General features: G+C 70.3%; 22 protein-coding genes. 12 read left to right on the forward strand and 10 right to left on the reverse strand.

Annotated features, from left to right (window positions below):
* Positions 1–65: 65 nt before the first annotated feature.
* On the reverse strand, positions 66–1,469 hold the full coding sequence (locus ElP_RS11565; protein WP_197446906.1) for an outer membrane beta-barrel protein: 1,404 nt from the start codon (positions 1,467–1,469) through the stop codon (positions 66–68).
* Between the two features lie 483 nt (positions 1,470–1,952).
* Here ElP_RS11565 and glnA point away from each other — a divergent pair, with 483 nt between their 5' ends.
* Entirely contained in the window at positions 1,953–3,368 is a 1,416-nt protein-coding gene (gene glnA / locus ElP_RS11570) for a type I glutamate--ammonia ligase (protein ID WP_145278393.1), read from the forward strand.
* A 132-nt stretch (positions 3,369–3,500) separates the two neighbouring features.
* On the opposite strand, the gene ElP_RS11575 is transcribed toward glnA, so the two are convergent.
* Both ElP_RS11575 and ElP_RS11580 read right to left on the reverse strand, forming a co-directional pair.
* Positions 3,501–3,941, reverse strand: coding sequence for a hypothetical protein (locus tag ElP_RS11575; protein ID WP_145269405.1), 441 nt, complete (start codon positions 3,939–3,941; stop codon positions 3,501–3,503).
* 140 nt (positions 3,942–4,081) lie between these two features.
* Positions 4,082–5,131 carry a 3'-5' exoribonuclease YhaM family protein gene (locus tag ElP_RS11580; protein ID WP_231749670.1) on the reverse strand — a complete coding sequence of 350 codons (1,050 nt, stop codon included), beginning with the start codon at positions 5,129–5,131 and terminating at the stop codon, positions 4,082–4,084.
* A gap of 720 nt (positions 5,132–5,851) precedes the next feature.
* Between ElP_RS11580 and ElP_RS11585 the strand changes: the two genes are divergently transcribed.
* Entirely contained in the window at positions 5,852–7,399 is a 1,548-nt protein-coding gene (locus tag ElP_RS11585; protein WP_197446908.1) for a cellulase family glycosylhydrolase, read from the forward strand.
* A 383-nt stretch (positions 7,400–7,782) separates the two neighbouring features.
* On the opposite strand, the gene ElP_RS37905 is transcribed toward ElP_RS11585, so the two are convergent.
* From ElP_RS37905 to ElP_RS11605, 3 genes are all read right to left on the reverse strand, one after another.
* Entirely contained in the window at positions 7,783–9,087 is a 1,305-nt protein-coding gene (locus tag ElP_RS37905) for a hypothetical protein (RefSeq protein ID WP_197446909.1), read from the reverse strand.
* 137 nt (positions 9,088–9,224) lie between these two features.
* Positions 9,225–9,719 carry a hypothetical protein gene (locus ElP_RS11600; RefSeq protein ID WP_145269413.1) on the reverse strand — a complete coding sequence of 165 codons (495 nt, stop codon included), beginning with the start codon at positions 9,717–9,719 and terminating at the stop codon, positions 9,225–9,227.
* 358 nt (positions 9,720–10,077) lie between these two features.
* Positions 10,078–12,114: a carbon starvation CstA family protein gene (locus ElP_RS11605; protein WP_145269415.1), complete on the reverse strand. Its 2,037-nt coding sequence runs from the start codon at positions 12,112–12,114 to the stop codon at positions 10,078–10,080.
* A gap of 220 nt (positions 12,115–12,334) precedes the next feature.
* Between ElP_RS11605 and ElP_RS11610 the strand changes: the two genes are divergently transcribed.
* The 4 genes from ElP_RS11610 (at position 12,335) to ElP_RS11625 (ending at position 16,480) form a co-directional block, all read left to right on the forward strand.
* Complete coding sequence (locus tag ElP_RS11610; protein ID WP_145269417.1) at positions 12,335–13,447, forward strand: Gfo/Idh/MocA family protein; 1,113 nt, start codon at positions 12,335–12,337, stop codon at positions 13,445–13,447.
* Between the two features lie 132 nt (positions 13,448–13,579).
* Positions 13,580–14,548 (forward strand): SMP-30/gluconolactonase/LRE family protein, encoded by a 969-nt coding sequence (locus ElP_RS11615; RefSeq protein WP_145269419.1) that lies wholly within the window; start codon positions 13,580–13,582, stop codon positions 14,546–14,548.
* Between the two features lie 265 nt (positions 14,549–14,813).
* Positions 14,814–15,950 (forward strand): calcium/sodium antiporter, encoded by a 1,137-nt coding sequence (locus ElP_RS11620; protein WP_145269421.1) that lies wholly within the window; start codon positions 14,814–14,816, stop codon positions 15,948–15,950.
* Between the two features lie 248 nt (positions 15,951–16,198).
* The gene (locus ElP_RS11625) at positions 16,199–16,480 is read left to right on the forward strand and encodes a hypothetical protein (protein ID WP_145269423.1); all 282 of its coding nucleotides are present in this window, start codon (positions 16,199–16,201) and stop codon (positions 16,478–16,480) included.
* Positions 16,481–16,670: 190 nt separating this feature from the next.
* On the opposite strand, the gene ElP_RS11630 is transcribed toward ElP_RS11625, so the two are convergent.
* Complete coding sequence (locus ElP_RS11630) at positions 16,671–17,573, reverse strand: AraC family transcriptional regulator (RefSeq protein ID WP_145269425.1); 903 nt, start codon at positions 17,571–17,573, stop codon at positions 16,671–16,673.
* 283 nt (positions 17,574–17,856) lie between these two features.
* Between ElP_RS11630 and ElP_RS11635 the strand changes: the two genes are divergently transcribed.
* The 4 genes from ElP_RS11635 (at position 17,857) to ElP_RS11650 (ending at position 20,719) form a co-directional block, all read left to right on the forward strand.
* Complete coding sequence (locus tag ElP_RS11635) at positions 17,857–18,852, forward strand: alpha/beta hydrolase (RefSeq protein ID WP_390836067.1); 996 nt, start codon at positions 17,857–17,859, stop codon at positions 18,850–18,852.
* Positions 18,853–19,025: 173 nt separating this feature from the next.
* On the forward strand, positions 19,026–19,367 hold the full coding sequence (locus ElP_RS11640; RefSeq protein ID WP_145269429.1) for a cyclophilin-like fold protein: 342 nt from the start codon (positions 19,026–19,028) through the stop codon (positions 19,365–19,367).
* Between the two features lie 45 nt (positions 19,368–19,412).
* On the forward strand, positions 19,413–20,180 hold the full coding sequence (locus ElP_RS11645; protein WP_145269431.1) for a glucose 1-dehydrogenase: 768 nt from the start codon (positions 19,413–19,415) through the stop codon (positions 20,178–20,180).
* A 143-nt stretch (positions 20,181–20,323) separates the two neighbouring features.
* Entirely contained in the window at positions 20,324–20,719 is a 396-nt protein-coding gene (locus ElP_RS11650) for a (R)-mandelonitrile lyase (RefSeq protein ID WP_145278395.1), read from the forward strand.
* A gap of 63 nt (positions 20,720–20,782) precedes the next feature.
* Here ElP_RS11650 and ElP_RS11655 read toward each other — a convergent pair whose 3' ends face one another.
* Complete coding sequence (locus ElP_RS11655; protein WP_145269433.1) at positions 20,783–21,040, reverse strand: hypothetical protein; 258 nt, start codon at positions 21,038–21,040, stop codon at positions 20,783–20,785.
* Positions 21,041–21,495: 455 nt separating this feature from the next.
* Between ElP_RS11655 and ElP_RS11660 the strand changes: the two genes are divergently transcribed.
* Positions 21,496–23,100, forward strand: a complete 1,605-nt coding sequence (locus tag ElP_RS11660) for an arylsulfatase (protein WP_145269436.1) — start codon at positions 21,496–21,498, stop codon at positions 23,098–23,100.
* 202 nt (positions 23,101–23,302) lie between these two features.
* Here the strand turns inward: ElP_RS11660 and ElP_RS11665 are convergent, their stop codons facing one another.
* Together ElP_RS11665 and ElP_RS11670 are read right to left on the reverse strand one after the other, a co-directional pair.
* The gene (locus ElP_RS11665) at positions 23,303–23,653 is read right to left on the reverse strand and encodes a hypothetical protein (protein WP_145269438.1); all 351 of its coding nucleotides are present in this window, start codon (positions 23,651–23,653) and stop codon (positions 23,303–23,305) included.
* Between the two features lie 191 nt (positions 23,654–23,844).
* The gene (locus ElP_RS11670; protein WP_145269440.1) at positions 23,845–24,192 is read right to left on the reverse strand and encodes an HNH endonuclease; all 348 of its coding nucleotides are present in this window, start codon (positions 24,190–24,192) and stop codon (positions 23,845–23,847) included.
* A gap of 220 nt (positions 24,193–24,412) precedes the next feature.
* On the opposite strand from ElP_RS11670, the gene ElP_RS11675 reads away from it, so the two are divergent.
* A complete protein-coding gene (locus tag ElP_RS11675; RefSeq protein ID WP_145269441.1) occupies positions 24,413–25,813 on the forward strand; it encodes a sulfatase family protein in 1,401 nt (466 codons plus the stop codon).
* Positions 25,814–25,863: the final 50 nt, after the last annotated feature.

Here is a 25,863-nt window from a genome sequence, read left to right on the forward strand (position 1 = left end):
CGTCCGGGATTCCCCGGGTGGCCGCGGGCCTCGATGTCCGGCAGCGATCGGCCCCGCTCGCCCGCTCAGTAGAGCAGGATCACGTCCAGGCCGTAGGTGAACTGGCTGCCCGAGACGCCGCCGTTGTAGGGTGAGCCGTACTGGGCCCAGTCCCACCGGGTCTCGGGGCGGATCCAGAGGTTGGGGCAGGGCTTGTAGATCATGCCGAGGGTCTGCTCGTAGTAGCGGTCGGCGGTCCCGGTGCGGACGCCGTCGGTGTCCCAGAAGATTTCGCTCCGCCAGACGCCGGTGAGGTTGTCGCCCAGCTCATAGAGGAACCAGTTGCCGAAGCTGTACCAGGTGCCATTCCCCCGGCGGACGAAGGCGACGTCGTCGTCGGGCGAGGCGTCGAAGGGGACGCCATACTCGATCCCCTGGTCGGTCTCCATCACCTGGGTCAGCCGGTCGGTCCACTGGTAGGAGAGGACCGTGGTCCAGAGGTTGGTCGAGTCGTCGGTGTAATCGGCATTCGACCCGAGGGTCGGGGTGTCGCCGATCGCGACGTTGAAGAACCTCGGATAGACGTTGGCGTTGCTGCTGAAGACGAAGGTGAGGTTGAGCTTGTCCTCCATCCCGGTGTAGCTGAAGCCTCCCATGTAGCCCCACGGGGCATTCTCGTTCTGGAAGCGGTCCCAGCCCTGGGGGATGCCGTTGTAGACGACCAGGTTGTCGCTCACGTTCCAGGTCGTCATCAGCCCCCAGTGGGTGAACGGCTGGCCGAAGGTGAACATGTAGGGGACCGACAGCAAGGGGCGGCCGATCGCCGGCACCACCTCATAGCCGTGCAGCGTGTACCAGCGGCCGAACTTGAGGTCGAGGCCGCCCTCCGTCAGCACGGGCAGGTGCATCTCGGCGTAGAACTGGGCCAGGTCGATGCCGGCGAACTGGGTGGCGCCGAAGGCGCCGTCGAAGACGCCCCGCATCTTGTTGAACGAGTGGTCGTGCCCGAAGAGGAAGTCCAGCCGGCCGCCGAAGTTGACCTCGCCGTCGTGGTCGAGCGGGCGTTCGAAGACGGTGTAATACTGGTTGCCCATCCAGTCGTTGGACTTGTAGTTCGGGGTGACGCCGAAGTTGATGCCGTCGGAGGGGAAGGCGGGGTTGGCGGTGAAGCTGTTCTGAATCCAGCCGTAGATCTGGAACTTGCTGTCCTCAGCCCCGAAGAGTTCCATGATGTAGCGGCGGGGCTCGCCCTCGGCGGCGGCCTCGCCCGCGGCGGCCTCGAGCGTGGGCTGCTCGCCGGCCAGGACGTTCTCGGCGGCGGGCAGTGCATAGGGCTGGACGGGGTCGACGGCCGGGGCGGGGGCCTCGGCCATCGGCAGGGGGGCGACCGGGGAGGGGGCGGCGGAGGGGGGTAGCGGGGGGAGGCCGTCGGGGCCGACCTGGGCGTCGACCCTCCCGGCGACCCCGAGCCCGGCCAGCGCGGCCGCCATCGCCCATCCCGGCCGCCACGGTCGAGATCGCGTCGTCTTGAGCACTGCGGTGGACCTCCTGTCCAGTGCGAGGGATATCCTGGTCGGGGGGACACCGGCGGGAGAGGTACCGGGACGGGGCCGGGCCGATCGGGGGCGCCTCATCCTTCGGCGGCCCCCGCGGCGTCCGGGCAAGGCGACCGCCCCCGCACCTCCGCGGGCGCGACGCCAAACCCCGTGAGACAGATCATCGGATCCGGACGGGACCCGACGTGAGCCCCCGGCGGCGGCCGCCCGGGCCGGGGGCGGCCCGGGGGAGGGGAGGATTGGCGGACTGGCCCCTTGCGTCGGCGGCGCCGAACGGGTATTTCTCCTTCCCAAGCCAGGACCATGGGCACGGTCTCGCGCCGCGCGCCGACGACCGTGCGGGAGAACGCCGCCCGCCGACCGACCGACCCATCCCCCCTCTCCCCCGCTAGCACGGAGCCCGTCTCAGCAATGGCTATGACCCCCGCCGACGTTCAGAAGATGGCCAAGGACGCCGGAGTCCAGATCGTCGACCTGCGGTTCATCGACCTCCCCGGTGTCTGGCAGCACTTCTCGATCCCGGTGCGCAACCTGGAAGCCGACCTGTTCGAGGACGGGCTGGGATTCGACGGCTCGAGCGTCCGCGGCTATCAGCAGATCCAAGAAAGCGACATGCTGCTGAAGCCGGACCCCGACACGGCCAAGATCGACCCCTTCATGGCCGTGCCGACGCTCACCCTGATCTGCAACGTCTACGACCCGGTGACGCTGGAGTCCTACAGCCGGGACCCGAGGTACATCGCCACCAAGGCCGAGGAATATCTCAAGTCGACCGGCATCGCCGACACCTCCTACTGGGGGCCCGAGGCCGAGTTCTTCATCTTCGACGATGTCCGGTATGAGCAGACCGCCAGCACCGGCTTCTACAAGGTCGACTCCAAGGAGGCGATCTGGAACTCGGCCCGGGACGAGGGCCCGAACCTCGGCTACAAGATCCGCCACAAGGAGGGGTACTTCCCCGTCCCGCCGGCCGACTCGCTGCAGGACATCCGCAGCGAGATGATCATCGAGATGGAGAAGCTCGACATCCCGATCGACCTGCACCACCACGAGGTCGGCACCTCGGGGCAGGGCGAGATCGGCATGCGCTTCGACACCCTCCGCGCGATGGCCGACAAGGTCCTCTACTACAAGTACGTCATCAAGAACGTCGCCCGCCGCCACGGCAAGACCGCGACGTTCATGCCCAAGCCGATCTTCGGCGACAACGGCTCGGGCATGCACACCCACCAGAGCCTCTGGAAGGACGGGACCAACCTGTTCTTCGACGAGACCAAGTACGCCGGCCTCTCCGACACCGCCCGCTACTACATCGGCGGCCTCCTCAAGCACGCCCCGGCGCTCCTGGCCCTGACCAACCCCACCACCAACTCCTACCGCCGCCTGGTCCCCGGCTACGAGGCCCCAGTGAACCTGGTCTACAGCCAGCGGAACCGCTCGGCCGCCATCCGCATCCCCCTCTACAGCAAGAGCGCCAAGGGCAAGCGGATCGAGTTCCGCTGCCCCGACCCCTCCTGCAACCCCTACCTCGCCTTCCCCGCCCTGATGATGGCCGGGCTCGACGGCATCCAGAACAAGATCGACCCGGGCGAGCCGATGGACCGGGACCTCTACGACCTGGAGCCCGAGGAGGCCGTGAAGATCAGGAGCACCCCCGGGAGCCTCGCCGAGGTGCTCGACGCCCTGGAGAAGGACCACGAGTTCCTCCTCAGGGGGGACGTCTTCACCCCCGACGTCATCGAGACCTGGATCCACTACAAGCGCGAGCGCGAGTTGCAGCAGGTCAACCTCCGGCCCGTCCCCTACGAGTTCTACCTCTACTTCGACATCTGAGCCGGGCCGGAACCCCGGGCGAATCGGCCCGATCGCATCGGGCCCAATCGGGCCGCCGCCGACCCCCATCGGCGGCGGCCCGATCTCGTTCCCGGCCTCGGCCATGGCCCGGCCGACGCGACTCGACTCGACTCAGGAACCCTCACCCTCGGGGGCCGGGGCCTCGGCGGCGGCGGGCTCGCCCTGGGGCAACTTGGCGAGGAACGCCGCGGGGTCGGCCTCCACCTCCCCCTTGCAGCCGGCGCAGCAGACGAAGACGGGGGTGCCGTCGGCATCCACCTTGATCGGCACGCCCATCGAGCCGAGCGGTTCCTCGGAGACGGGGCAGACCGTCTGGGCCAGGGCGAGCTCGGCGTCCTCGGGGGGGAGCTGGTTGATCAGCTCGCGTTGCTCGTCGTCCAGCTCGACCTGGGCGAGGGCGGCGTCCTCCGCGGCGAAGACGTCGCCGGGCATCTCGGGGCCGGCCCCGGTCGTCTCGACGGGCTCGACCTCGGCGTCGGGCGAGGAGCAGCCGGTGAACAGGGCCCAGGCCAGGGCCGAGGCGGCCAGGGGGGCGGTCAGTCGGGTCGTCATGTCGTGATCCTTTGGTGCGACCAGCGGGGCGGGGTGGGGGGGCGATCCCGGGTCCGTCGCCCGGCCCCGATGGTCGCCCCTCGATGTCCGCCCCCGATTGTAATACCCCTCCCCAACCCGGGCCAGCGCGGCCCTCGTCGTCAGAACGGCGGCTGGTCCTGGTCGGGCAGCGGCAGGGGGGTGCCCCGGTAGAACCTCCGGTTCTCGACGGCCCAGATCTTGGAGGTGAACGGCTCCTCGCCGTCGGCGGTGCGGAGCACCTTGGCGACGGCGTTGAACTTGGCGTCCAGCTCGTCGGCGTAGTGCAGGATCATCGCCTCCAGCGTGGCCGGGGGCTTGGGGGAGCCGAACTCGGTCTTGCCGTGGTGGGCGAGGATGGCGTGCTCCAGCAGCAGGAGCGTCTCGACCGGGAAGTCGCCGATCTCCCGGGCGGTGTCGCGGACGAGGTCCCGGCCCATGAGGATGTGGCCGATCAGGTTCCCCTCGGTGGTGTACTTCGCCTCGATCGGGTGGTACTCCAGCTCCCGGAGCTTGCCGATGTCGTGCAGGATCGCGGCGGCGACGATCACGTCCCGGTTCAGCGGCGGGTTCAGCTCCTCGTAATAGCGGCCGTAATGCTCGGCCAGCAGGATGCTGACCCGGGTGACGCTCCAGAGGTGCTCGACCAACCCCCCGGTGACGTTGTGGTGCATGTGGGAGGCGGCCGGCATCAGCTCCAGGGCCGGGGCGTGCGCCTCCAGGATCCGCCGGACCAGCTCCGAGAGCTTCTCGTCCTCGATGTAGCGGCCGACGAATTCCAGGATCTTCCCCAGGCGGTCCCCCTGGGGGTACTTCGACCGCTCGACGAGCGTGCCGATGTCGAAGCCGTCGGCCTCGTCGTCGGGGCCGCCGGCGGGGCGGAGGTCGATCAGCTCCAGTTGCAGGCCGTACCGGGCGTTGAACCGGCCCCGGGCCCGGAGCCGGTAGGCCAGCCCCTCGGTCCAGCCGTCGGCCTGCCTGAGGAACCGGCTGTCGGCCCAGAGGGGGGCCTCGACCGTCAGGTGCCGGTCCCGGAAATAGCACTTCACGAACGGCTCGTTCTTCTTCGTCGTACCCTTCTCGCGGGTCGCGAGCACGGCGAAGCACTCGGCCTCCTGGCCGTCCTGGAATTCGCCGAGCCGGATCAGGGTGGTCTCGGTGCCGCTGGCCATTGGGGTCGCTCCCCCTTCTTGACGGTGGGTCCGGGTGTGGGTGCGGGTCGATTCGACTCGGTCGGCGCGGGGCGCCATTCCTCCCTGCATCGGATCCGGGGCGGCCCCGACTGAAGCCAACCCGGCCCGGCTCCACCGGATGGAAGCGTACCATCCGTCGACTACGATGCAAACTGATACACTGGTCGTTTGTTGATTGCAACCTGATCAAAATACCACTATATCCTCCCCAGGCGTCAGATCGCGTCCGACCCGATCGTCCGTCAGGTCCGCCCCGTCCGACGCCCCGGCCGGCGATTCGGCCCCGATCGGGGAGGGCCGGGCCGCACGGGAGGCCGATCTTCGATGGCGACCCGAGGTCGGGCCGGGTGGCCCGATTTCGATCGTCCCTGGGACGAAGGCGGTCGGGCCGGGGCCGGATGGCGGAGGAGGGATGGCGAGAGGCGGGGTCTTCATCGTAGGGTGGGTCCTCGCCGAGGGACCCAGCCCCGGGCCGCCCCCCTGGTCCGTGGCGAGTCTCGCGGCGCGGGCCCGCCTCACGGATCGGATTCCGCCCCCCGCCCCCGAAGGGTTCCGGAGTTGCTCCACCCCGATGGCACGGATCGGGGGCGTTCCCGCATCGGAGGGGATGCCAGGCGGGATCGCGGCGGGAGGCCGGGCCGGGAGGGCCCGGGCTCGGAGGATGTCCGCCGTGGCGGACCACGACACGGAGGTCAGGGAATGGCATCCTCGGCATCGAGGGACGAGGTCGGGGACGGACGCCCGGCCCGGGGGCGGCGGGACTCCCGGGCCGGATGGGCCTGGACCTGGGTCCTGGCCCTGGGGCTCGTGGGGACGGCGATCGGGCCGTCGGGCCGGGCCGCGGCCCAGCCCGGGGCGGACCCGGTCCGGCCCTCTCCCCAATCGGCCCCGGCGGCCCTGCGGGTCTCGGGGCGGCACTTCGTCGACCCGGCGGGCCGGGTGGTCCTGCTCCGGGGGGTGAACCTGTCGGGGGACTCCAAGGTCCCGCCCTTCCACCCGGCGATCAGCCCCGAGGACCTCGACCGGGTCGCGGCGATGGGCTTCAACGTCATCCGCCTGCTGTTCGTCTGGGAGGCGTACGAGCCGAGCCCCGGCGTCTACGACGAGTCGTACCTGGAGGCCGAGCTGGCCGTCGCGGCCGAGGCGGCCCGCCGGGGGATCTCCACGGTCGTCGACGTCCACCAGGACGGCTTCTCCCGGTTCGCCTCCCGGGGCAGCGGCGACGGCTTCCCCGCCTGGGCCGTCTCCCCCCGGGGGACGCCGTCGGTCCCCGACAACAGCCCGGACTGCGCCGCCTGGCCGTTGAAGATGTTCTCGGACCCGACCACGCACAAGTCGTTCGCCGACTTCTTCGACGACGCCCACGGCGTCCGCACCCGATACCTGCTCATGCTCTCCCGGGTGGCCGCCGCCTTCTCGGGGGAGCCGGGCGTGATCGGCTACGACCCGATCAACGAGCCCTGGGGGCACGAGCGCAGGGAGCTGGCCCCGCTCTACCGGGACGCCGCCGCCGTCATCCGGGCCCGGCACCCCTCGGCCATCCTGTTCCTGGAGGGGCACATCACCACGAACACGGGGCTGCAGACGAGGCTGCCCCGCCCCGACGACGGCCCGATGGCCTACGCGCCGCACTACTACAACCCGACGACCATCGTGCTGAAGCGGTGGCACGGCCTGACCGCCACCATGGACAACGCCTTCCGGCACATGACCGCGACCTCGGCCCGCTGGGACGCCCCGCTGTTCGTGGGGGAGTTCGGCATGGACGCCCGGGTCGTCGGCGTCGGGGCCTACGTGGACGAGGTGTACGACCGGCTCGACGCCGCGCTCGCCTCCGGGGCCCAGTGGAACCTGACGCCGGACTGGTCGCCGACGCTCAAGGACCGCTGGAACGGCGAGGACTTCAGCATCCTCCTGCCCGACGGCCGCCCTCGCCCCAACTTCCGCCCCCGGCCCTACCCCCGGGCCACCGCCGGAATGCCCGTCCGGTTCTCCTTCCGCCGGGGGGACGAGTCGGGGGATCCCCACGTCCTGGAGTTCGACTGGCACCACCTCCCGGGGCTGGGGGAGACGGAGATCTCCCTGCCGCCCTCGCTCTTCCCGCCGGGATCGACCGTCGAGGCGAGGGCCGCCGTCCCCGGCGCCGTTGTCTCCCCGCTCCGGGACCCCGCCCGGGGCCTGCTGCTGGTCCGGGCCGACCGCCCCGGTCCGGTCTCGATCCGGGTCCAGTCGCCGGTCGGCCCTTGAGGCCGCCCCTCCCCTCGCCGACGGGGTGCGCATGCCGGGCCATCCGGGCGTCTCGGGGACGCCCGTCCCGGCCGAACGGGGAGGGGACAAGGGGTGATCGGGCGACATTCTACCGGATTCCCCGACTGACGGACCGTTGGGATGGCGGGGGGCTCGCTCCGCTCGACCCCGACCACCCCGGACCGCGGGCGGCACCCGGGGGAGAGGGGGAGGGATTCCGCCCCTCGCCCCCGTCCTCGGGGGAGCGGGTGGCCGGAGGCCGGGTGAGGGGGGCTTCGTCGACGCGCAAGGCGTGGGGATCACGGTGAAGGCGCTTCCCCGTCGGGTGGGCCCGTCGGCTCGCCACCGCCTCCACCCCGAACCGCGGCCGATCTTCCAACTCGTCATGCCGAATGACCCGGAAGACTGCCTTTCGGGGTGACCGGGGTCGAGCGGAGCGAGCCCCCGGTCGGGAGGCGATCGCCACCGGGGGCCGCTGCGCGGGCCCCGGCCAACCCGGCCAGGGTCCGAGGGGATTCGGAGGGGGTTCGGGAAGGCTCGAAATCCGGCCCGGTGCGCTCCGGTGCGGCCGGGGTCGGCGTCGGGGGCTCGTTCCGCAGGGCGTGATCGTCGTTCGGCTTGCGGCGATCGAGCGTCGGCCCGACGGCCGTCCGGGTCGGCTCGTTTCGGTGAGCGGCGGCGGGGGGAGGCGCGGGGGACTCGGGGGCGGAACGAGGGGGCTCGGGGCCCCGGGCCGGGGCCGGCGGGGTCGGCTGGGGCTCGGACCGCCGGCGGGGGGAGTGGGCCCGACGCCACTGGCGGTCGTCGTCCTTGCTCCGCTCGACCCGGATCCGCATCACCTGGTCCAGCCCCCGGACCATCTCCGAGAACGCCTCCCGGCGGTAGCGCTGGCGGAGCTGCCCCTCCTTGCTCGTGTCCACCCGGCCGGTCCGGGCCGCGGCCTCCCCCTCCGGGCCGTCCTGCTCGTGCCAGAGCCGCTCCCGCAGCGCCTCCAGGCGGTCGAACTCCCGGGCGATCAGGCCCCGCAACGCCGACCGGGCGGCGACGGGGTCGGTGGGCAGGCGGTCGACCGTGCGGCCGAGGGTGGGCAGGCCGCAGGCGGCGAGCATCAGGTGGTAGAAGGCGAGGGCGGCCGGGTCGCCGTCGAGGCCGGGGGCGTCGGGGGAATAGCCGCGCAGGGTCATGGCCAGGTCCTGGTCGCGGGGGTGCCAGCCCAGGCCCTGGGCCAGCCGGGCGTCCAGGCGGGACCAGTGGCGTTGGAGCCACTCACAGCCGAAGGAGCAGGACTGCAGGTCGGCCGCGACGTTGACCGGGTCGGCCCGCAGGTCCTGGGCCTTGCGGCGGGCGGCGTGCTGCTTGCGGCGGGCCCAGCGGCGGACGGCGTCGCGGGAGGCCTCCTCGAGGGCGGCGTCCTCGGCGACCCGGCAGCGTTCGAGGCGGGCGAAGGCGGCGGCGGAGGCGCGGATGAGGGCCCCCTCGGCCTCGACCTCGGGTCGGAGTTCGTCGGCCCAGCGGTCGGCGAAGCCCTGCATGGCGGCGGCCTCGGCCTCGGAGTCGGGCAGCGCGGCGGTCAGGCCGTGGAGCCGGGCGTTGTGCCGGCTCCGCAGGCGGCTGGAGGGGGAGCGGTCCCGGGCGTTGGTGTGCGAGGGGCCGGGGCCGGGCTGGTGGGCGACGTCGTCGGCGCTCATGGGATGGCCTCAGGTGGTGCGGGTCGTCGGAGCGGCCCCGGTCGGCTCGGGGGCGGATCTGGTCTGGGGCTCGGCGGCGTCGCCGGGCGTCGGACGGGGCCGGATACCGAAATCATCGAGGAAACGGGCCCCGGCAGTCACAAAATCCGGGACGAGGGCTCGAATTCCCAATCGAGGTCGGGCAGGCCGACGAGCAGGGTCCAGTAGCCGCCGAGCAGGGCGGGGACGAGCTGGGGCAGCAGGACGACCAGGGACGCGAACGCGTCGAAGGCGAAGGGGAACGCCCAGCCGGCGAGCGGGGCCGGGGACAGGACGAGCAGCTCCGTGAAGGCCGACTGGATCAACGGCACGATCAGCGTGCCCCCCGCGACCGCCGCGAGGGCCACGTAGAGGGCCATCGCCGCCAGCCCCCCGGCCAGGAAGCCCCGGAGGAAGAGGCGAGAACCGGGGGAGCCCCGGCCGACGAGGTAGCCGACCCCCAGCACCTGCACCATCGGCAACACGCCCAGCAGCAGGGCGTAGCTCGTCGGGTCGATGGCCGCCCCCCGGGTCCGATACGCCCCGAAGTTCAGGGCGACCAGCAGCACCAGGATCATGATCCGGGCGATGGCCGATCGGCTGACCACCTTCATCGGGGAGGCTCCGGGGGATGGATGGGGCGAGGTGCCGGAGCCGCCGGGCCGGGCGTCGCCCCCATCCCTAATTGTGTCGGAGTGGGGACGGCTGCGGCAAGGCCCGGCATTCGGGATCGGCCCGGCCCCCCGCACCCGGCCCCCGGCCACCCGCTCCCCGAGGACGGGGGCGAGGGTCGGAGTTTTGCCCCCTCTCCCCGCAAGCGGGGAGAGGGTTGGGGTGAGGGGTCGTCGAGGAATCTCACGGCCCGGCGCGTCGTCGGAGCCCCCCTCACCCGGGCTGCGCCCACCCTCTCCCCCGAGGACGGGGGCGAGGGTCGGAGGCGGTCGCGTCACTTCCCGCCTGAGGCGGTCGGGCTCAGGGGCCGACGGCGGCGGGTTCGGGCTCGATCCGTCGGGAGAGGGAGGCGGGCTCGGGGGCAACGAGCTGTTCGAGGACGCCGCGGACCCGGGGCCAGAGCAGGGCGGCCTCGACCACGAGCCAGGCCTCCAGGACGATCGTCGCCAGGCCGATGCCCAGCAGGACCCACTGGCGGTCGGCCAGCCAGCTGCCGCCGGCGCCGGGGGCGTCGATGAAGATCTGCCAGAGCATCGCCCAGGCGGGCAGGATGAGCATGAAGACCAGCGGGGCGATCAGGAACCAGTTGGGGATCCCCCGGCGGCGGAGGTAGAAGGCGATCACCAGGAACGAGAGCCCGCCGAGGAGCTGATTCGTGGCGCCGAAGAGGGGCCAGAGGATGAGCCCGCCCTGGCCGGCGTTGGCCCAGGTCCAGCCCTCCCCGGCCTTGGGGAAGGCGGCCAGGGCCCCGGCGATGACGACGGCGAAGATGGTGGCGCCGTGCTTGTTCGCCAGCCAGGAGAGCGGGTTGGCCGAGAGGGGGACCGGTTGGCGTCGGAACAGGGGGGCGTCCGGGGATTCGGATTCGGATTCGGATCCGGTCGCGGACGCCGTGCGACGCGCCCCCATCAACGCGGTGGCGAGTTCCTGGACGACGTAGCGCTGGAGGCGGCAGGCGGTGTCGAGGGTGGTGCCGGCGAAGGAGGCGACGAGGACGCCCATCAGCGCGACGGAGACGCCATCGGGGAGGCCCATGGCCCTGAGGAAGTTGGCCGAGCCGTCGACGAAGGCGCCGACAGTGGAGGCGAGGCCCCCGGAGGTGTTCCAGGAGCCGTAGCGTTCGGCGAAGGCGGCGGGCCCGAGCAGGCGGGAGCCGTCCTCGCCGGTGATCCCCAGGCCGAGCCCGGCGACGCAGGCGAGGATGACGAGCGTGGCGAGGAACCCCTCGGTGAGCATGCCGCCGTAGCCGACGAACCGGGCGTCGGGCTCGCGGTCGAGTTGCTTGCTGGAGGTCCCGGAGCTGACCAGGCAGTGGAAGCCGCTGATGGCCCCGCAGGCGATCGTCACGAACAGGAAGGGGAAGATCAAAGGGGCGTCGGCGGGGCTGAGGTCGACGGCCGGGGCGGCGATCGTCAGCTCGGGGCGCCCGAGTTCGCCGTCGACCGGGGCCCCTCCCGCGACGGCGGCGACGGCGAGGCCGACGACGATCAACCCGAGGGCGCTGATGAGCTGGAGCGAGTTGATGTAGTCCCGGGGCTGGAGCAGGATCCAGACGGGGATGACCGAGGCGACATACGAGTAGAGGAGCAGGATCGCCACCCAGGCGATGATCGGCCAGGCGGCCATGGCCGCGTTCCAGTGGTGCAGGGTGGCCTCGACCACCTCGATGCCCGAGGCGACCCAGCCGGGCAGGATCGAGAGCTGGGCGACCGGGGTGTTCTCGTCGCCGAAGACGACGGTGAGGTACATCAAGGCCAGGGCGATGATCGAGGGGACCGCGATGGACGCCCCCTTGCGGTGCAGCCACAGGCCGATGGCGACGGCGATCGGGATCTGCACCAGGCAGGGGAAGATGGAGGCCGGGTACTGGCGGAAGACGGCGGCGATGACCAGGCCGAAGATCGCCAGCACGATCGTCAGGGCCATGAACAGGATCAGCAGGAACAAAATCCGGGCGCGTCGGTTGATGAGCCGGCCGGCGATGTCGCCGACAGTCTGGCCGTTGTTGCGGAGGGAGACCACCAGGGCGCCGAAGTCGTGGACGGCGCCGATGAAGATCGAGCCGAAGACGACCCAGAGCAGGGCCGGCACCCAGCCCCACATCACGGCGATGGCCGGGCCGACGATCGGCCCGGTGCCGGCGATGGAGGTGAAGTGGTGGCCGAAGACGATCGACCGGGGGGTGGGGACGTAGTCCTCGTCGTCCCGGAGGCGGTGGGAGGGGCAGACGTAGTCGGCGGAGAGGCGGAAGATGGTCTTCCCGAGCCACCGGCCGTAGGTGAAATAGGCCACGAGGAAGGCCACGCCGGCGCCCAGCGCGATCAGCAGCGTCTGCATCGGACGGCCCCGAACGATTCCCGGATGGTTGCGCGATCGACCCCGATCGAGTGCGTGCGAGACCCAGTCTACGGCGGCGGCGGCGGGGCATCAAGCGGGGCAGCAGGGCCGGTCCGCTCCCGAAGCGGCGGGGGGCGAGCGGCTTGCGTCGGCGGGGGGCGCGGGCCATGCTGGGGCGTCGTCGACGCCCCCCCTCGGGACCCGCATCGGAGCAATCCGCATGTTCCAGCCCCCTTATCGCGCCGCCGTGATCGGCCGGACCGGCCGGGGAGACTACGGGCACGACCTCGACCGGGCGATCGCCGAGGACCCGAGGCTCTCGCTCGTCGCCCTGGCCGACGAGGACGAGGCGGGGCGGCTCGCCGCGGCGGATCGGCTGGGGGTCGACGTCGGGTCGACGTATGCCGACTTCCGAGAAATGCTGGCGAAGGAGAAACCCGAGTTCGTGGCCGTGGCGCCGAGGTGGCTCGACTGCCATCGGGAGATGGTGGTCGCCTGCGCCGGGGCGTGCGTCCGGGGCATCTTCCTGGAGAAGCCGATGGCCCCCTCGCCGGCCGACTGCGACGCGATGCTCGACTCCTGCCACGCCGCCCACGCCAAGCTCGCCATCGCCTTCCAGACCCGGGTCAGCCCGATCTTCGACCGGGTGAAGACGCTCCTCTCCGAGGATGCGATCGGCCCGGTGCTGGAGCTGCGGGGCCGGGGCAAGGAGGACCGCCGGGGCGGGGGGGAGGACCTGATGGTGCTGGGCTCCCACATCATGGACCTCTCCCGGGCCGTGCTGGGGGACGCCTCCTGGTGCTTCGCCCGGGTCACGGAGGGCGGGGAGCCGATCGGCCGGGGGAGCGTCCGGGACGGGGCCGAGGGGATCGGGCCCCTGGCCGGCGACCGGGTGGACGCCATGTACGGGTTCGAGGATTCCCCGGCGGTGGCCCACTTCGCCACGACTCGGCCCTCCGAGCCGGGGGGGCGGTTCGACCTGCGGATCTTCGGCGAGCGCGGCGTCATCGTGATGGGGACCGGCTGGATGCCCGAGGCCTACCTGCTGCACGATCCCCGGTGGCTCGACGCGCCGGGGGGCGAGGGCTGGGAGCGGATCACCAGCGCGGGGGTCGGCCAGTCGGAACCGTTGCCGGCGGGGGGCCTGCTGGACGGGAACCGGAGGATCCTGGCCGACCTGATCTCGGCCGTGGAGGAGGACCGGGCGCCGATCGTCTCCGGGGAGGACGGCCGGGCCTCGATCGAGATGATCCTGGCGACGTACGCCTCGCAGCGATCGGGGGGGCCGGTGGCCCTGCCGCTGGAGGACCGGGGGCACCCGCTGGCGGGGTGACGCCGGGGCAGGGCCTCGGCGCTGGCGACGGCGCCGCCATCATGCGAGAATCCGGCCCCGAGGCCGCCCGGCGGGGGCGGTCGAGAGCCGAATCGAGCCGATCGACCGCCGATCCGGGCGACGGAGGACGCGATGGGGGGGGCCCGGATCGACTTCGCCGCGCTGGGGGCACCCTCGACGCTGCTGGCGCCCGAGTCGAGCTTGACGGTCGCCTCGGCCGTCTGCTTCCTGGAAGGCCCGGCGGTCGACGACGAGGGGGCGCTCTACGTCAGCGACATCGCCGGCAACCGGATCCTGAGGAGGTCGGCGGCCGGCGAGGTCGCCACCTTCCGGGAGCCGAGCGGCCGGGCCAACGGCAACACCTTCGACGCCCGGGGGAGGCTGGTCACCTGCGAGGGGACCGAGCAGGGGCTCGACGGCGGCCGCCGGGTGGTCCGATCGGATCGAACGACCGGCGCGGTCGAGGTCGTGACCGATCGGTTCGAGGGCAGGCGGTACAACAGCCCGAACGACGTGGTGGTCGACCCGATCGGCCGGATCTGGTTCACCGACCCCTATTACGGCGAGCACCGGGAGATCCTGGAGCAGGACGCCGAGGCCGTCTACCGGGTCGACCCCGACGGCACGGTGGCCCGAGTCCTCTCGCAGTTGGAGGTCGAGCGGCCCAACGGGCTGGCGATCACCCCGGACGGCCGGACGTTGTACATCATCGACTCCCACGGCAGGCCGGGGGGCAATCGTAAGCTCTGGGCGTTCGACCTGGACGACGACGGCACACCGTCGGGCCGCCGCCTGGTGGTCGATTTCGGCCGGGGACGGGGAGGGGACGGGATGCGGCTGGACGAGCGGGGCCGCCTCTGGGTCGCCGCCGGGATCGCCCGGCCGAGGCACGCTGGGGAAGACGCCTCGGTCCCGGCGGGCGTCTACGTGTTCGAGCCCGACGGATCCCCCGTCGGCCGGATCCCGATCCCCGAGGACGTGGTCACGAACCTCGCCTTCGGCGGGCCGGGGCGTCGGACGCTCTACGTCACGTCGGGGAAGACGGTCTACCGTTTGCCCGTCGCCGTCCCGGGATACGCGCTCTGGCCCCCGGTCGGATGAGGGGATCGGGGCGGTCGGGAATCCCCCGGGTCGCGGCGGAGGTCGATCGCCGGAAGGTCGAGATTCGAGGACGAGACGCGAATGCCGGACGGTCGAAGGACGACGAGCCGGGCGTCCGCCCCGGATCGGCCCGCGATCCGACGGCATGTCCCGGTCCGAGCGTCGGGCACCGGCCGACGCCCTTCGGGAATCGGAAATCTCCAGGTACGCATAAATCCTCGGCCGCCGTGGTCGGGGTTCGAATCATCAGCAGGGGAGGGGCGCCGTGGTCGACCTCGAGACCGTCGTTCGGTTCGTGCTGGGGGTGGTCGCGTTGATCCTGGGGGCCAGGCTGCTGGTGCAGGGGGCGGCGAGGCTGGCGGCGACGGTGGGCGTGCCGCCGCTGGTGATCGGCCTGACGGTGGTGGCCTTCGGCACCGGGGCCCCGGAGCTGGCGGTCACGCTCCGGGCGGCCCTCTCCGAGTCCCCGGGGGGCGCGGACCTCGGCGTCGGCAACGTGGTGGGGAGCAATATCGCCAACATCCTGCTGGTGCTCGGCGCCTCGGCGATGCTCACGCCGCTGGTGGTGCGCCGGAGGCTGGTGGGGTGGGACGTGCCGGTGATGATCGCCGCCTCGGCCCTGGTGCTGGGCCTGGGCTGGGACGGCTCCCTCAGCCGGACGGACGGGGCGATCCTCTTCTCGGGGATCGTCGTCTACACCGTGGCGTCGATCGTCCAGGGGCGTCGGGCGATGGCCCGGGAGCGGGCCGAGCAGGCCGAGGTGCTCGCGGCCGAGGGGGTGCCCGCGACGCCGGCGGCGGGGCCGGGGCAGGTGCTGTTGCAGTTCGTCCTGATCGGGGTCGGGCTGGCGATCCTGGTCGTCGGGGCCGACCAGTTGGTGCAGGCGGCCCGGACGTTCGCGCTGGCGATGGGGGTCAGCGAGCTGGTGATCGGCCTGACGGTGGTGGCCGTGGGCACCTCGCTGCCCGAGGCGGCCACGTCGATCATCGCCGGGCTCCGGGGGGAGCGGGACATCGCCCTGGGCAACGCGGTGGGGAGCAACATCTTCAACATCCTGGCCGTGCTCGGCCTGGCCGGGCTGATCACGCCGGGGGGGGTGCCGGTGTCGAGCCAGGCGCTCCGGTTCGACATCCCGGTGATGATCGCCGTGGCCGTCGCCTGCCTGCCCGTCGTCTTCACCGGAGCGCGGATCGCCCGCTGGGAGGGGGTGCTGTTCCTGGCCTACTACGGCATCTACACGGGGTTCCTCTACCTGAGGTCGGAGCAGCACGAGCTGATCGAGGAATTCAGCCTGGTGATGGTCGCCTTCGTCCTGCCGCTGACGATCCTCGGCCTCGGCCTCACGGTCGCCTGGGCCGTGCGATCGGACCGATCCCCGGGGGAGGGCCGGGGGCGGACGTGAGCCGGGCCGGCCGCCGGGCGAGCCCGGATCCCGGATGACGAACCACGGGGCGGGAGGACGGGCCGGGGGCGTCGGGGCGGGCGTCGGGACCGGGGAGCAGCGAGGGCCGGGGCGGCGAGGCTCAAGTCGGGCGGGGGCGCGGGTCGATGTCGAGGGCGGAGGGGCACGCCGCCGGGGCCGGGTCGAGCCGACCCGATCCGGCCCGGGCCCGCCAGGATCCAGCCAGTCCCGGGGACGGAGGCCCGTCGATGACTCCCGATACGAACGCGGGTGGAATCGGGGAAAATGACGCCGAGTCGATCCGGGTGGAGCCCGGCTCCTGCTCGGGCCCGAAGCCGGGGCCGGCGGTCCTGCTGATCGTCGAGGGCTTCGGCTCGGCGCTCTCGGGGGACGTCTGGGTCGAGGTCGGCCCGGGGGATCGGGTCGTCGTCGACGCCGGAGAAACCTGCGCCGTCCGATCCCCGACCGGTGGCGGGGCCGTCTCCGCAAGGCTCGTCCACCCCACGGCCCATCCGGCCGTTGCGGCCTGATCACGCCCGGTCACCTCGGTCCGCCGGTGTCGGATCAAGGCCAGACTACCGGCAGCTCCGGTCGCATCCAGGCGGTTCGTCCTCGGAGAGACCGTGAGCCAGGCCCGGAGGCCGGTCATGCTGGATGAAGGGTTATCCTGCACAAACTCGGGGCAGGTAGGAGGGGTCACCCAAGCCTCGGACGAACCTCTCAACCGCCCACGAGCCGGGCTCGCATCTGTTCGGCGTCCTCGGCGGGCGTCGTACCGAAGAGTCGCTTGAACTCCCGGCCGAACTGCGAGGCACTCTCGTAGCCGACCGCGTGTGCTGCCGTGCCCGCGTTGTAGCCGTCGAGGGTCATGAGCGTCCTGGCCCGGTCGAGCCGGATGCGTTTGAGGTACTGGAGCGGCGAGCTGGCCGTGACGAGCTTGAAGTGGTGGTGGAATACCGACACGCTCATGCCCGCCATCTTCGCCATCTCCTCGGTGCCGAGCGGCTTGGCGTAGTCCGAATGGATGTGCCTCAAGACGCGGGCGATTCGCGTGAAATGGTCGTCGCGACTCGCCATCGCGTAGAGTGCCCCGCCCTGCTCGCCGCGGAGCACGCGATAGACGACCTCACGCACCATCTGGCGGCCGAGTAGCCGGCTGTCGACCGGGCACTTGAGGCATTCGAGGAGCCGGATGACCGCCCCGGCCAGCCCCGGATTCATCGGCGTCGAGGAGATGCCTCGCGGCGTCTCGCCCGGGAGGGGCGACGTCCCGTCGATTTCGAGGAGCATCTCGCCGACCATCGTCGCGTCGACGTCGATGTTGACCATCAGGATGGGCTTTCCGTCCTCCGTCTCGGCGTCGCATTCGGCGGGCAGCGGCACCGCGAGCACGAGGTAGTTGGCGGGGTCATAGGTGTAGACCTCGCCCCCGAGGTAGGCATGCTTCCGGCCTTGCCCTACGACGATGATGTGCGGGCGGTAGACCATCGGGGCACGCGGCACCGACTTCGAACCCTTGAAGATATGAACGCCTTCAATGTGTGTCGGCTGCAATCCTTCTTCCACCGCAATCTCGTCGAGAAGGCCGGCGAGACGCTCTCGGTAGTTCGCTGACTCGTCCATCGTTTGCTCCTCGGTTAACTCGATTTCAGTACTATCAGGTTACCTATAACGGTATTTCTTGGGTAGATTCTTCGCTGCTCAGGAGAATTAGGCTAAAACTTCGGAGGAACGTTCCTTTCCGTTCAGAGCTGGCTGGCCTTTAATGGGAGTGAAGCTGAAGCGGGGCCTTTCGAGGTTCCTCGCCTCACGGCAATCAAGGAGACGACCCATGTACAAAGCCACCGCCTTCGCCGCCACAGCAAGGCTCCTTTCGGCCGTGACCGCCATTTTGGCTGGCTTTTCGATGTTTTCTTCAGATCTGAGGGGGCAGGACATGAACAACCAGGCGGACAATTTTTACAAGAGCGACAAGGTCGCCGTCGAGAAGGTCACCTTCAAGAACCAGTACCGGATGAGCATCGCCGGGAATCTGTTCGTCCCCAAGGGCTTGAACCGGGACGCGAAGCATCCCGCCATCGTCGTCGGGCATCCGATGGGGGCGGTGAAGGAGCAGAGTGCCAACCTCTACGCCACCAAGATGGCCGAGCGGGGATTCGTCACGCTGTCGATTGATTTGCCGTTCTGGGGCGAGAGCGAGGGGGAGCCTCGCAACCTCGTGTCGCCCGACCTCTACGCGGAGAGCTTCAGTGCCGCCGTGGACTTCTTGGGCTCTCAACCGCTCGTCGACAAGGGGCGAATCGGTGCCATCGGGATTTGCGGCAGCGGGAGCTTCGTCATCAGTGCGGCGAAAATCGACCCGCGTCTGAAGGCCATCGCGACCGTCAGCATGTACGACATGGGGGCCGCCAATCGGCACTCGCTCAGAAAATCGCAGACCGTCGAACAGCGGAAGCAGGTCATCGCCGAAGCCGCGTCGCAGCGTGACGTCGAGTACGCGGGCGGTGCGACCAGGTACACGAGCGGGTCCGTGCACGAGCTTTCGGCAAGCTCCCACCCCATCGAGCGGGAGTTCTACGACTTCTATCGCACGCCTCGTGGCGAGTTCACGCCGAAAGGCTCATCACCCGTGCTGACCACGCATCCGACGCTCTCCAGCAACGTCAAGTTTATGAACTTCTATCCGTTCAACGACATCGAGACGATTTCGCCCCGCCCACTGCTCTTCATCGCAGGCGAGAAGGCCCATTCCATCGAGTTCAGCGAGGACGCATACAGGCTCGCCGCCGAACCGAAGGAGCTGCTTATCGTCTCGGACGCGGGGCATGTCGACCTCTATGACCGCGTGAACGTCATCCCGTTCGATAAGCTGACGTCCTTCTTCACAGAGCACTTGAAGTGACAATGGAGACGCGAAGGCTCGCCATGAACAGCTCACGACGAATCGCCCTCCTCGCAGCCGGCCTGCTGGTCGGGCTCATGGGCTGCGACGCGACGGGCCAGCAGCATACCGCCGTCGCTGGTTCGGAAGCCCGACGCGACGAGCCTCGCGGCAGTGAAACGAAGAGTAACCCCATGAACATCACCATCGGTACGAAGACCTTCAAGGCCACGCTCAACGACAACGCGGCGACGGCCAAGCTCCGGGATCTGCTCCCGCTGACGCTCGACATGGCCGAGTTGAACGGCAACGAGAAGCATGCCCGCCTATCGACGCCGCTCCCGACCGATGCCACGGACCCCGGAACGATTCGGAACGGCGACCTCATGCTCTGGGGGTCCGATACGCTGGTGGTCTTCTACAAAGGCTTCAAGACCAGCTACAGCTACACCCGCCTCGGTCGAATCGACGACCCGGAGGGTCTGGCGGCTGCGGTCGGGTCGGGGAGCGTGAAGGTGACCTTCGAGCTGGAGTGATGAGCGAAACGACCAAGGCGACGAGGACAGGAGAGGAGACAGGAGATGGCAGACACACTCGATTTCAGCGGCAAGGTGGCACTCGTCACCGGGGCTGCGGCCGGCATGGGGCTCGCGACGGCCAGGGCCTTCGCGGAGGCGGGTGCAGCCGTCGTCCTCGCGGATTATAAGGAAGACGCCGTGAAGGCGGCGGCGGCGGAGCTGGTCGCCGCAGGTCACAAGGCGATTGGCGTCCGCTGCGACGTCGCGGACGACGACCAGGTGGCGGCGATGGTCGACCGCACCGTCTTGGAGTTCGGGCGGCTCGACGCTGCGTTCAACAACGCGGGCGTCATGGCCCGCATTGCACCGACGGCAGAAAGTACCCGCGAGGAGTGGGACCGCGTCATCGGGGTCAATCTCCGCGGCGTCTGGAGCTGCATGAAGCACGAGTTGCGGCAGATGGAACGCCAGAAGAGCGGGGCCATCGTCAACAACGCCTCGGTCGGGGCATTGACCGGTAATCCCGGCATCGGCTCCTACATCGCTTCGAAGCACGGCGTGGTGGGCCTCACGCGGACGGCGGCCCTCGAATACGTCACGCACGGCATCCGGGTGAACGCGGTGAACCCCGGCCTCATCGACACGCAGGTTGCCCGCGACGTCGTCGCCGGGAGCGAGGAGGCGTACGGCGAAATCGCGAAGGGCGTCCCCATCGGCCGTGCGGGCAGGCCCGAGGAGATTGCCTCGGCCGTCCTGTGGCTTTGCAGTCCGGGAGCAAGCTACGTCGTCGGTCACGCCCTCACCGTTGACGGAGGGATGACGGTCGTCTGATGAGCCTTCACACGAAAACCGAGGAGGTGCCGGCCGTGACTCTCTCCCGTCGCGCGTTCGCGACCTTCGCGGGCTCCGTGCTCGCGTGCTTCGCCGCTCGACGGGCACACGCCGCCCCTTCCACTCCAACGCAGGAGAAGAAGATGGATATCACCCGAGTGGGCTCCCAGCCTTCAAGCGAAGGGCCGGCCGACTGGTTCACCGGCACCGTCCGCATCGACCCACTGTTCCAGCCTCAAGCCCCGGCCCGTGCGGCAGCGGCCAGCGTCACGTTCGAGCCCGGGGCCCGGACGGCCTGGCACACACACCCGCTGGGGCAGACGCTCATCATCACGGCCGGCTTCGGTCGGGTGCAGCAAGAGGGCGGCCCGGTCGAGGAGGTACGACCTGGTGATGTCGTCTGGTTTCCTCCGGGCGTCAGGCACTGGCACGGGGCGAGCCCGACCACGGCGATGACCCATACCGCCATTCAAGAGGCCCTCGAAGGCAATATGGTCAATTGGCTGGAGAAAGTCAGCGACGAGCAGTATCGGAAGTGACACAAAGGCGATTCTTGACCACTCGGCCGGATCCCATCCGAGTGCCCCCAGGGCCCGGCCCCCTCAATCTCCCGTGCCGCCCCGCCGCTCCCGCATCAGGTGGATCGCGAAGCCCGACAGGATCCCCGCGACGACGAAGGCCCCGCCGAGGGTGAGCGTCGCCCGGGTGAGGTACGTGGCCATGGGAAGGCCGTCGGTCCCGTAGAGCGAGCCGTAGGACCACGCCAAGGCGAGGACGGCGGCCAGGCCGAGCAGGGCCCCGATGGTGGTGCGCCTGCAGAGGCGGACGTCGTCGGCGAGATGCCTGGTGAAGTAAGACATGCTGACCTCCGGGAGGATGGGACTCCACCCCATTGTAGGGCGTTGACACCCGGGCGGGGGGCCGCGAATCGACCGCGATGAATGTTTGCGGATGCCACCCGACCACGATTCGAAGGATGACCACGCGATCGCCCCCTTGTCCCGCGGAGGGCTTCGGGTGTTAGAATCCGCCCGATGGCCCCATCCCCGCCTCGGATCCGGTCGCCTCGGGCCGATCACCTCGGCCTCCGGCGTCGTGCGTCCGGCCCGGGACGTCGTGCCGGGGGGCGGGGCGCCCGGGACCGGGGCCGGGTTGTCTCCGGCTCCCGCGGGGTGGGTGCCGATCGCAGATCCCGGGGAGCGACCCCGGCCCGACCCCTCCGACGCCCGTGGCCGGGCCCCCCCGCACCGTCTCGGGGCGGCCGCCGGGCCGGGGCGAGACGACACCAGGCCCGCCGAACTCGAGGGACTTCCCGATGACGAGACTCGCCCCCGCCGCCTTCATGACGCTCGTCGGCATCCTGCCGCCGGCCGCGGCCCCCGCCGCGCAACAGGATAAGCCCAACATCATCGTCCTGATCTCCGACGACACGGGGTGGGGCGACCTCGGCTGCTACGGGGGAGGCGCCGGCCGCGGGATGCCCACGCCGAATCTCGACCGCCTGGCCGAGGAGGGGTTGCAGTTCTGGTCCTTCTACGGCCAGGCGAGCTGCACCCCCGGCCGGGCCGCCATGATCACCGGCCGCATCCCCAACCGCAGCGGGATGACGACCGTCGCCTTCCAGGGCCAGGGCGGCGGGCTCCCCGCCGCCGAGTGGACCTATGCCTCCGTGCTCAAGCAGGCGGGCTACAACACGTTCTTCGCCGGCAAGTGGCACCTGGGGGAGGCCGACGACGCCCTGCCGATCGCCCACGGCTTCGACGTGATGAGGAACACCTTCCTCTACCACCTGAACGCCTACACCTACCCGCTCGAGTCGTTCAATCCGGACATGGATCCGGCGCTTCGTGCGACCTTCGCCGAGATCACCACGGGACTGCTCGAGGGCGAGGCGGGGCGGCCGGCCCGCGAGGTGGGCAAGATCGACGACGACAACATCTCGGAAATCGACGTGATGACGACGGACGTGTCGCTGGAGTACCTCGAACGGTTCGCCGGGCAGGACGCGCCGTTCCTGATGAGCATCAATTTCGGCAAGAATCACCAGCCGAACATCCCGGCCCGGGCGTTCGAGGGGGCGTCGCCCGCGAAGAGCAAGTACGCGGACTCGGTGGTCGAGCTGGACCATCACATCGGCCAGATCATGGACAAGGTCCGCGAGCTCGGCATCGAGGAGGACACGCTCGTCTTCTACACCGTGGACAACGGGGCCTGGCAGGACGTCCACCCGGACGCCGGCTACACCCCCTTCCGGGGGACCAAGGGGACCTGCCGGGAGGCCGGCAACCGGGTGCCGGCGATCGCCTGGTGGCCGGGAACGATCGAGGCGGGGGGCGACCGCCACGAGATCGTCGGCGGGCTGGACCTGCTGGCGACGTTCGCCTCGCTGGCCGGCGTGGATCTGCCCGAGGAGGACCGGGCGGGCGAGCCGATCGTCTTCGACAGCCACGACATGACCCCGCTGCTCAAAGGCGAGGAGGGGTGGGATCGCGACGAGTGGTTCTATTTCACGGAGACGGAACTCTCGCCGGGCGCCATCCGCGTCGGGAAGTGGAAGGCGGTCTTCAACCTGCGGGGCGACAACGGGGCGATGGCCGGGAGCGAGTCCCCGGCCCCCGAGCTCGGCTGGCGCGGCCAGGAGAAATACGTCGCGACGGTGCCGGCGATCTACGACCTGTGGCAGGACCCGCAGGAGCGCTACGACCTGTTCATGAACAGCTTCACCGAGAAGACCTGGACGCTGCTGCTCTTCAACGAGACGATCGCCGGGCTCATGAAGAGCTACCAGGAGCATCCCCCGCGGAGGCTCCAGAGCGAGGTCTACACCGGCCCGATGACGATCGAACGCTTCCGCACGATCGACCAGATCAAGGGCATCCTGGAGAAGAAGGGGATCACACTCCCCCAGGACGACGAGTGACGCCCCCGTTCGCCGTCCGTGAGGACGCCCGGGTGTCACCGACCCCGCCGGTGCCGGATCGGCGGGGTGGCTGGGGTCGTCCTCGACCCCAGCCCGGTTGCCCGGGCCGCTCCGATCGCACCGGGGTCGAGGACGACCCCAGCCACCCCGCCGATCCGGCCCCAGGGCGCCAACTCTCACCCCCGTGAACGGTTGCAGGAATCTAATAGTCTATCGTCCTCAGGTCGCTCCTCGACATGAATCCCCGAACACGCTCGGAATGTTTCAATAACTCACCTTTCAAGATAAGCGTTTCCACTTCCACCACGCGATCTTCGCCAGCAGCAGCATCGTCGTCATGGAGGACATGCACCTCATCTCCCAAGGTGAGGATCGAAGAAGCTGGGTCCTGGGAAACGATGGGGGATCTGGGATCGCTTGATTCGAGCCGAATGAAGGCCTGGCCATTGCTCGGCACAACTTGAACTCGCTGGCCGGATATGAAGCGGCTGTCGTTTCGTTCGTGGGAACATCCGACAACGGCCAGAGAGGACAACAAGAGCATCCGCCACATAATCGTTTCTTCGCGATTTCTTGTGACTAATCTAATATCCGTCCCCAAGTCCCGTAGGGTCCGCTCAGCGGAACTCCCCCCTTTACTCTCCTACATCCTCGATCGACCACTTCGCGAAGGACATACCTTCTTCCCATCTGCCCCATTCGGCGGGGCCGGTGGCCCCTCGATCCGCCGATCCGGGCGGCCCGCTACCGGCGGGGGGAGGGGCCGGGGTCGTCTCGCCAGCGGTCGAGGCGTCTGGCGAGCAGGCGGGCGACGAAGGCGTCGTAGTCTTCGGCCGATCGGCGGCGGCGGGGGTCCCAGCGTCGGCCCTTCTCGTGGTTGCAGGAGGCGTGGACCAGGGCGAGGTTCCGGGGGTCCTCGGTGCCCCCTCGGGAGCGGGCCCGGATGTGCTCCAGCGTGGCCCCCTCGCCGGTCCGGGCGTCGAAGGCGATCGGGCCGTTGCAGATCAGGCACTTGCCGACCCAGAGGGCGCCCCGACGCTCGAAGGTGCGGTCGGTCCGGGCCACCCGGTCGAACGTCTCGGCGGTGCTCATCTCGGGGTCCGTTGCGGGATGCCGCACGGCGGGGGGACGAGGTCGGGAGGCCCGGGGAGGCGGGCCGGGGCCGCGTGATCATGATATCGGATCGACCGGCATGGTTGCCAACTCGGGGTGAAGCGGGAACTCGGGCAGGGCCTGCCTGGTGATCGCGGGGAGGCGATCGGATAGGGTGGCGGGCCCGGCCCGGATCGATCCCCCCCGAGGAGGCCCGCCGATGAGCGTCTCGCCGATGGTCCTGCTGCTCTCGTCCCTGGCCCCGACGGCGAGCCAGGCGCAGGACGCCCCCCGGCCGAACGTGGTGATCATCTTCTGCGACGACCTCGGCTACGGCGACCTCGGATGCTACGGCAACCCGACAATCGCCACGCCGAACCTGGACCGCATGGCCGCCGAGGGGCAGCGGTGGACCCAGTTCTACGTCGGGGCGAGCGTCTGCACCCCGAGCCGGGCCGCGCTCATGACCGGCAGGCTGCCGGTCCGATCGGGCCTGTGCAGCGGCGAGCGGCGCGTCCTGTTCCCGGATTCGGCGGGCGGCATCCCGGCGTCGGAGATCACCCTGGCCGAGGCGCTGAGGGACCTGGGGTACGACACCGGGATGGTCGGCAAGTGGCACCTCGGCCACCTGCCGCCGTACCTGCCGACGAGCAACGGGTTCGACTCCTACTTCGGCATCCCCTACAGCAACGACATGGACCGCCTGCCGTCGGCCCCCGAAGGGAGGGCGGCGATCACCAAGCCGAGGGTCGAATACTTCAACGTGCCGCTGTTGCGGGGCACGGAGGTCGTCGAACGCCCCGCCGACCAGCGGACGATCACCCGGCGCTACACGGACGAGGCGGTCCGGTTCATCGACGAACACAAGGGCGGGAATCCGTTCTTCCTCTACCTGGCCCACAGCATGCCGCACGTGCCCCTGTTCCGATCGGACGAATACGAGGGGGTCAGCCGGAGGGGGCTGTATGGCGACGTGATCGAGGAGATCGACGGGTCGGTCGGCCGGGTGCTCGACGCGATCCGGGAGGGGGGGATTTCGGAGGAGACGGTGGTCTTCTTCACCAGCGACAACGGCCCCTGGCTCGTCTTCGGCCGGCAGGGGGGCACCGCGGGGCTGCTCCGCAACGGCAAGGGGAGCACCTGGGAAGGGGGCATGCGGGAGCCCTTCCTCGCCTGGTGGCCGGGGACGATCCCGGCCGGGGGGATGGTCCGCGACCTGGGGGCGACGATGGACCTGTACGTCACCTCGATCCTGCTGGCCGGCGGCACCCCGCCGGGCGATCGGGCGATCGACGGCGTCGACCTCCGTCCCGCCTTCTTCGGGGCCGGGCCGAGCCCGAGGGACTCGATGCTCTACTACCGGGGCACCGAGCTGTACGCCGCCCGGCTCGGCCCGTACAAGGCCCACTTCATCACCGAGGAGGCCTACGGCCGCGACACGAACCGAGAGGCCCACGACCCTCCCGTGCTCTACCACCTGGAGCACGACCCCTCCGAGCGATTCGACGTCTCCGCCGAGCACCCCGGGGTGATCGCCGACATCCGGGCGCTCGTCGACGCCCACCGGGAGACGGTCGAGCCGGTGCCGAACCAGTTGGAAACGCGGATCGGCGGGGAGTGAGCCCTCCCCTCGAATCCCGGGCGCCTGAGGACGCCCGCGACGGGCCGGGC

Source organism: Tautonia plasticadhaerens (genome assembly GCF_007752535.1).
Classification (GTDB): domain Bacteria; phylum Planctomycetota; class Planctomycetia; order Isosphaerales; family Isosphaeraceae; genus Tautonia; species Tautonia plasticadhaerens.

Bases quoted from the DNA above. Each gene is read 5' to 3' on its own strand.
- ElP_RS11660 (WP_145269436.1), top strand. From the start codon at position 21,496: ATGACGAGACTCGCCCCCGCCGCCTTCATGACGCTCGTCGGCATCCTG.
- ElP_RS11615 (WP_145269419.1), top strand. From the start codon at position 13,580: ATGGGGGGGGCCCGGATCGACTTCGCCGCGCTGGGGGCACCCTCGACG.
- glnA (WP_145278393.1), top strand. From the start codon at position 1,953: ATGACCCCCGCCGACGTTCAGAAGATGGCCAAGGACGCCGGAGTCCAG.
- ElP_RS11610 (WP_145269417.1), top strand. From the start codon at position 12,335: ATGTTCCAGCCCCCTTATCGCGCCGCCGTGATCGGCCGGACCGGCCGG.
- ElP_RS11630 (WP_145269425.1), bottom strand. From the start codon at position 17,573: ATGGACGAGTCAGCGAACTACCGAGAGCGTCTCGCCGGCCTTCTCGAC.
- ElP_RS11645 (WP_145269431.1), top strand. From the start codon at position 19,413: ATGGCAGACACACTCGATTTCAGCGGCAAGGTGGCACTCGTCACCGGG.
- ElP_RS11600 (WP_145269413.1), bottom strand. From the start codon at position 9,719: ATGAAGGTGGTCAGCCGATCGGCCATCGCCCGGATCATGATCCTGGTG.
- ElP_RS11655 (WP_145269433.1), bottom strand. From the start codon at position 21,040: ATGTCTTACTTCACCAGGCATCTCGCCGACGACGTCCGCCTCTGCAGG.
- ElP_RS11565 (WP_197446906.1), bottom strand. From the start codon at position 1,469: ATGGCGGCCGCGCTGGCCGGGCTCGGGGTCGCCGGGAGGGTCGACGCC.
- ElP_RS11635 (WP_390836067.1), top strand. From the start codon at position 17,857: ATGTTTTCTTCAGATCTGAGGGGGCAGGACATGAACAACCAGGCGGAC.
- ElP_RS11640 (WP_145269429.1), top strand. From the start codon at position 19,026: ATGAACATCACCATCGGTACGAAGACCTTCAAGGCCACGCTCAACGAC.
- ElP_RS11625 (WP_145269423.1), top strand. From the start codon at position 16,199: ATGACTCCCGATACGAACGCGGGTGGAATCGGGGAAAATGACGCCGAG.
- ElP_RS11580 (WP_231749670.1), bottom strand. From the start codon at position 5,131: ATGGCCAGCGGCACCGAGACCACCCTGATCCGGCTCGGCGAATTCCAG.
- ElP_RS37905 (WP_197446909.1), bottom strand. From the start codon at position 9,087: ATGAGCGCCGACGACGTCGCCCACCAGCCCGGCCCCGGCCCCTCGCAC.
- ElP_RS11650 (WP_145278395.1), top strand. From the start codon at position 20,324: ATGGATATCACCCGAGTGGGCTCCCAGCCTTCAAGCGAAGGGCCGGCC.
- ElP_RS11665 (WP_145269438.1), bottom strand. From the start codon at position 23,653: ATGTGGCGGATGCTCTTGTTGTCCTCTCTGGCCGTTGTCGGATGTTCC.
- ElP_RS11605 (WP_145269415.1), bottom strand. From the start codon at position 12,114: ATGCAGACGCTGCTGATCGCGCTGGGCGCCGGCGTGGCCTTCCTCGTG.
- ElP_RS11585 (WP_197446908.1), top strand. From the start codon at position 5,852: ATGGCATCCTCGGCATCGAGGGACGAGGTCGGGGACGGACGCCCGGCC.
- ElP_RS11575 (WP_145269405.1), bottom strand. From the start codon at position 3,941: ATGACGACCCGACTGACCGCCCCCCTGGCCGCCTCGGCCCTGGCCTGG.
- ElP_RS11675 (WP_145269441.1), top strand. From the start codon at position 24,413: ATGAGCGTCTCGCCGATGGTCCTGCTGCTCTCGTCCCTGGCCCCGACG.
- ElP_RS11670 (WP_145269440.1), bottom strand. From the start codon at position 24,192: ATGAGCACCGCCGAGACGTTCGACCGGGTGGCCCGGACCGACCGCACC.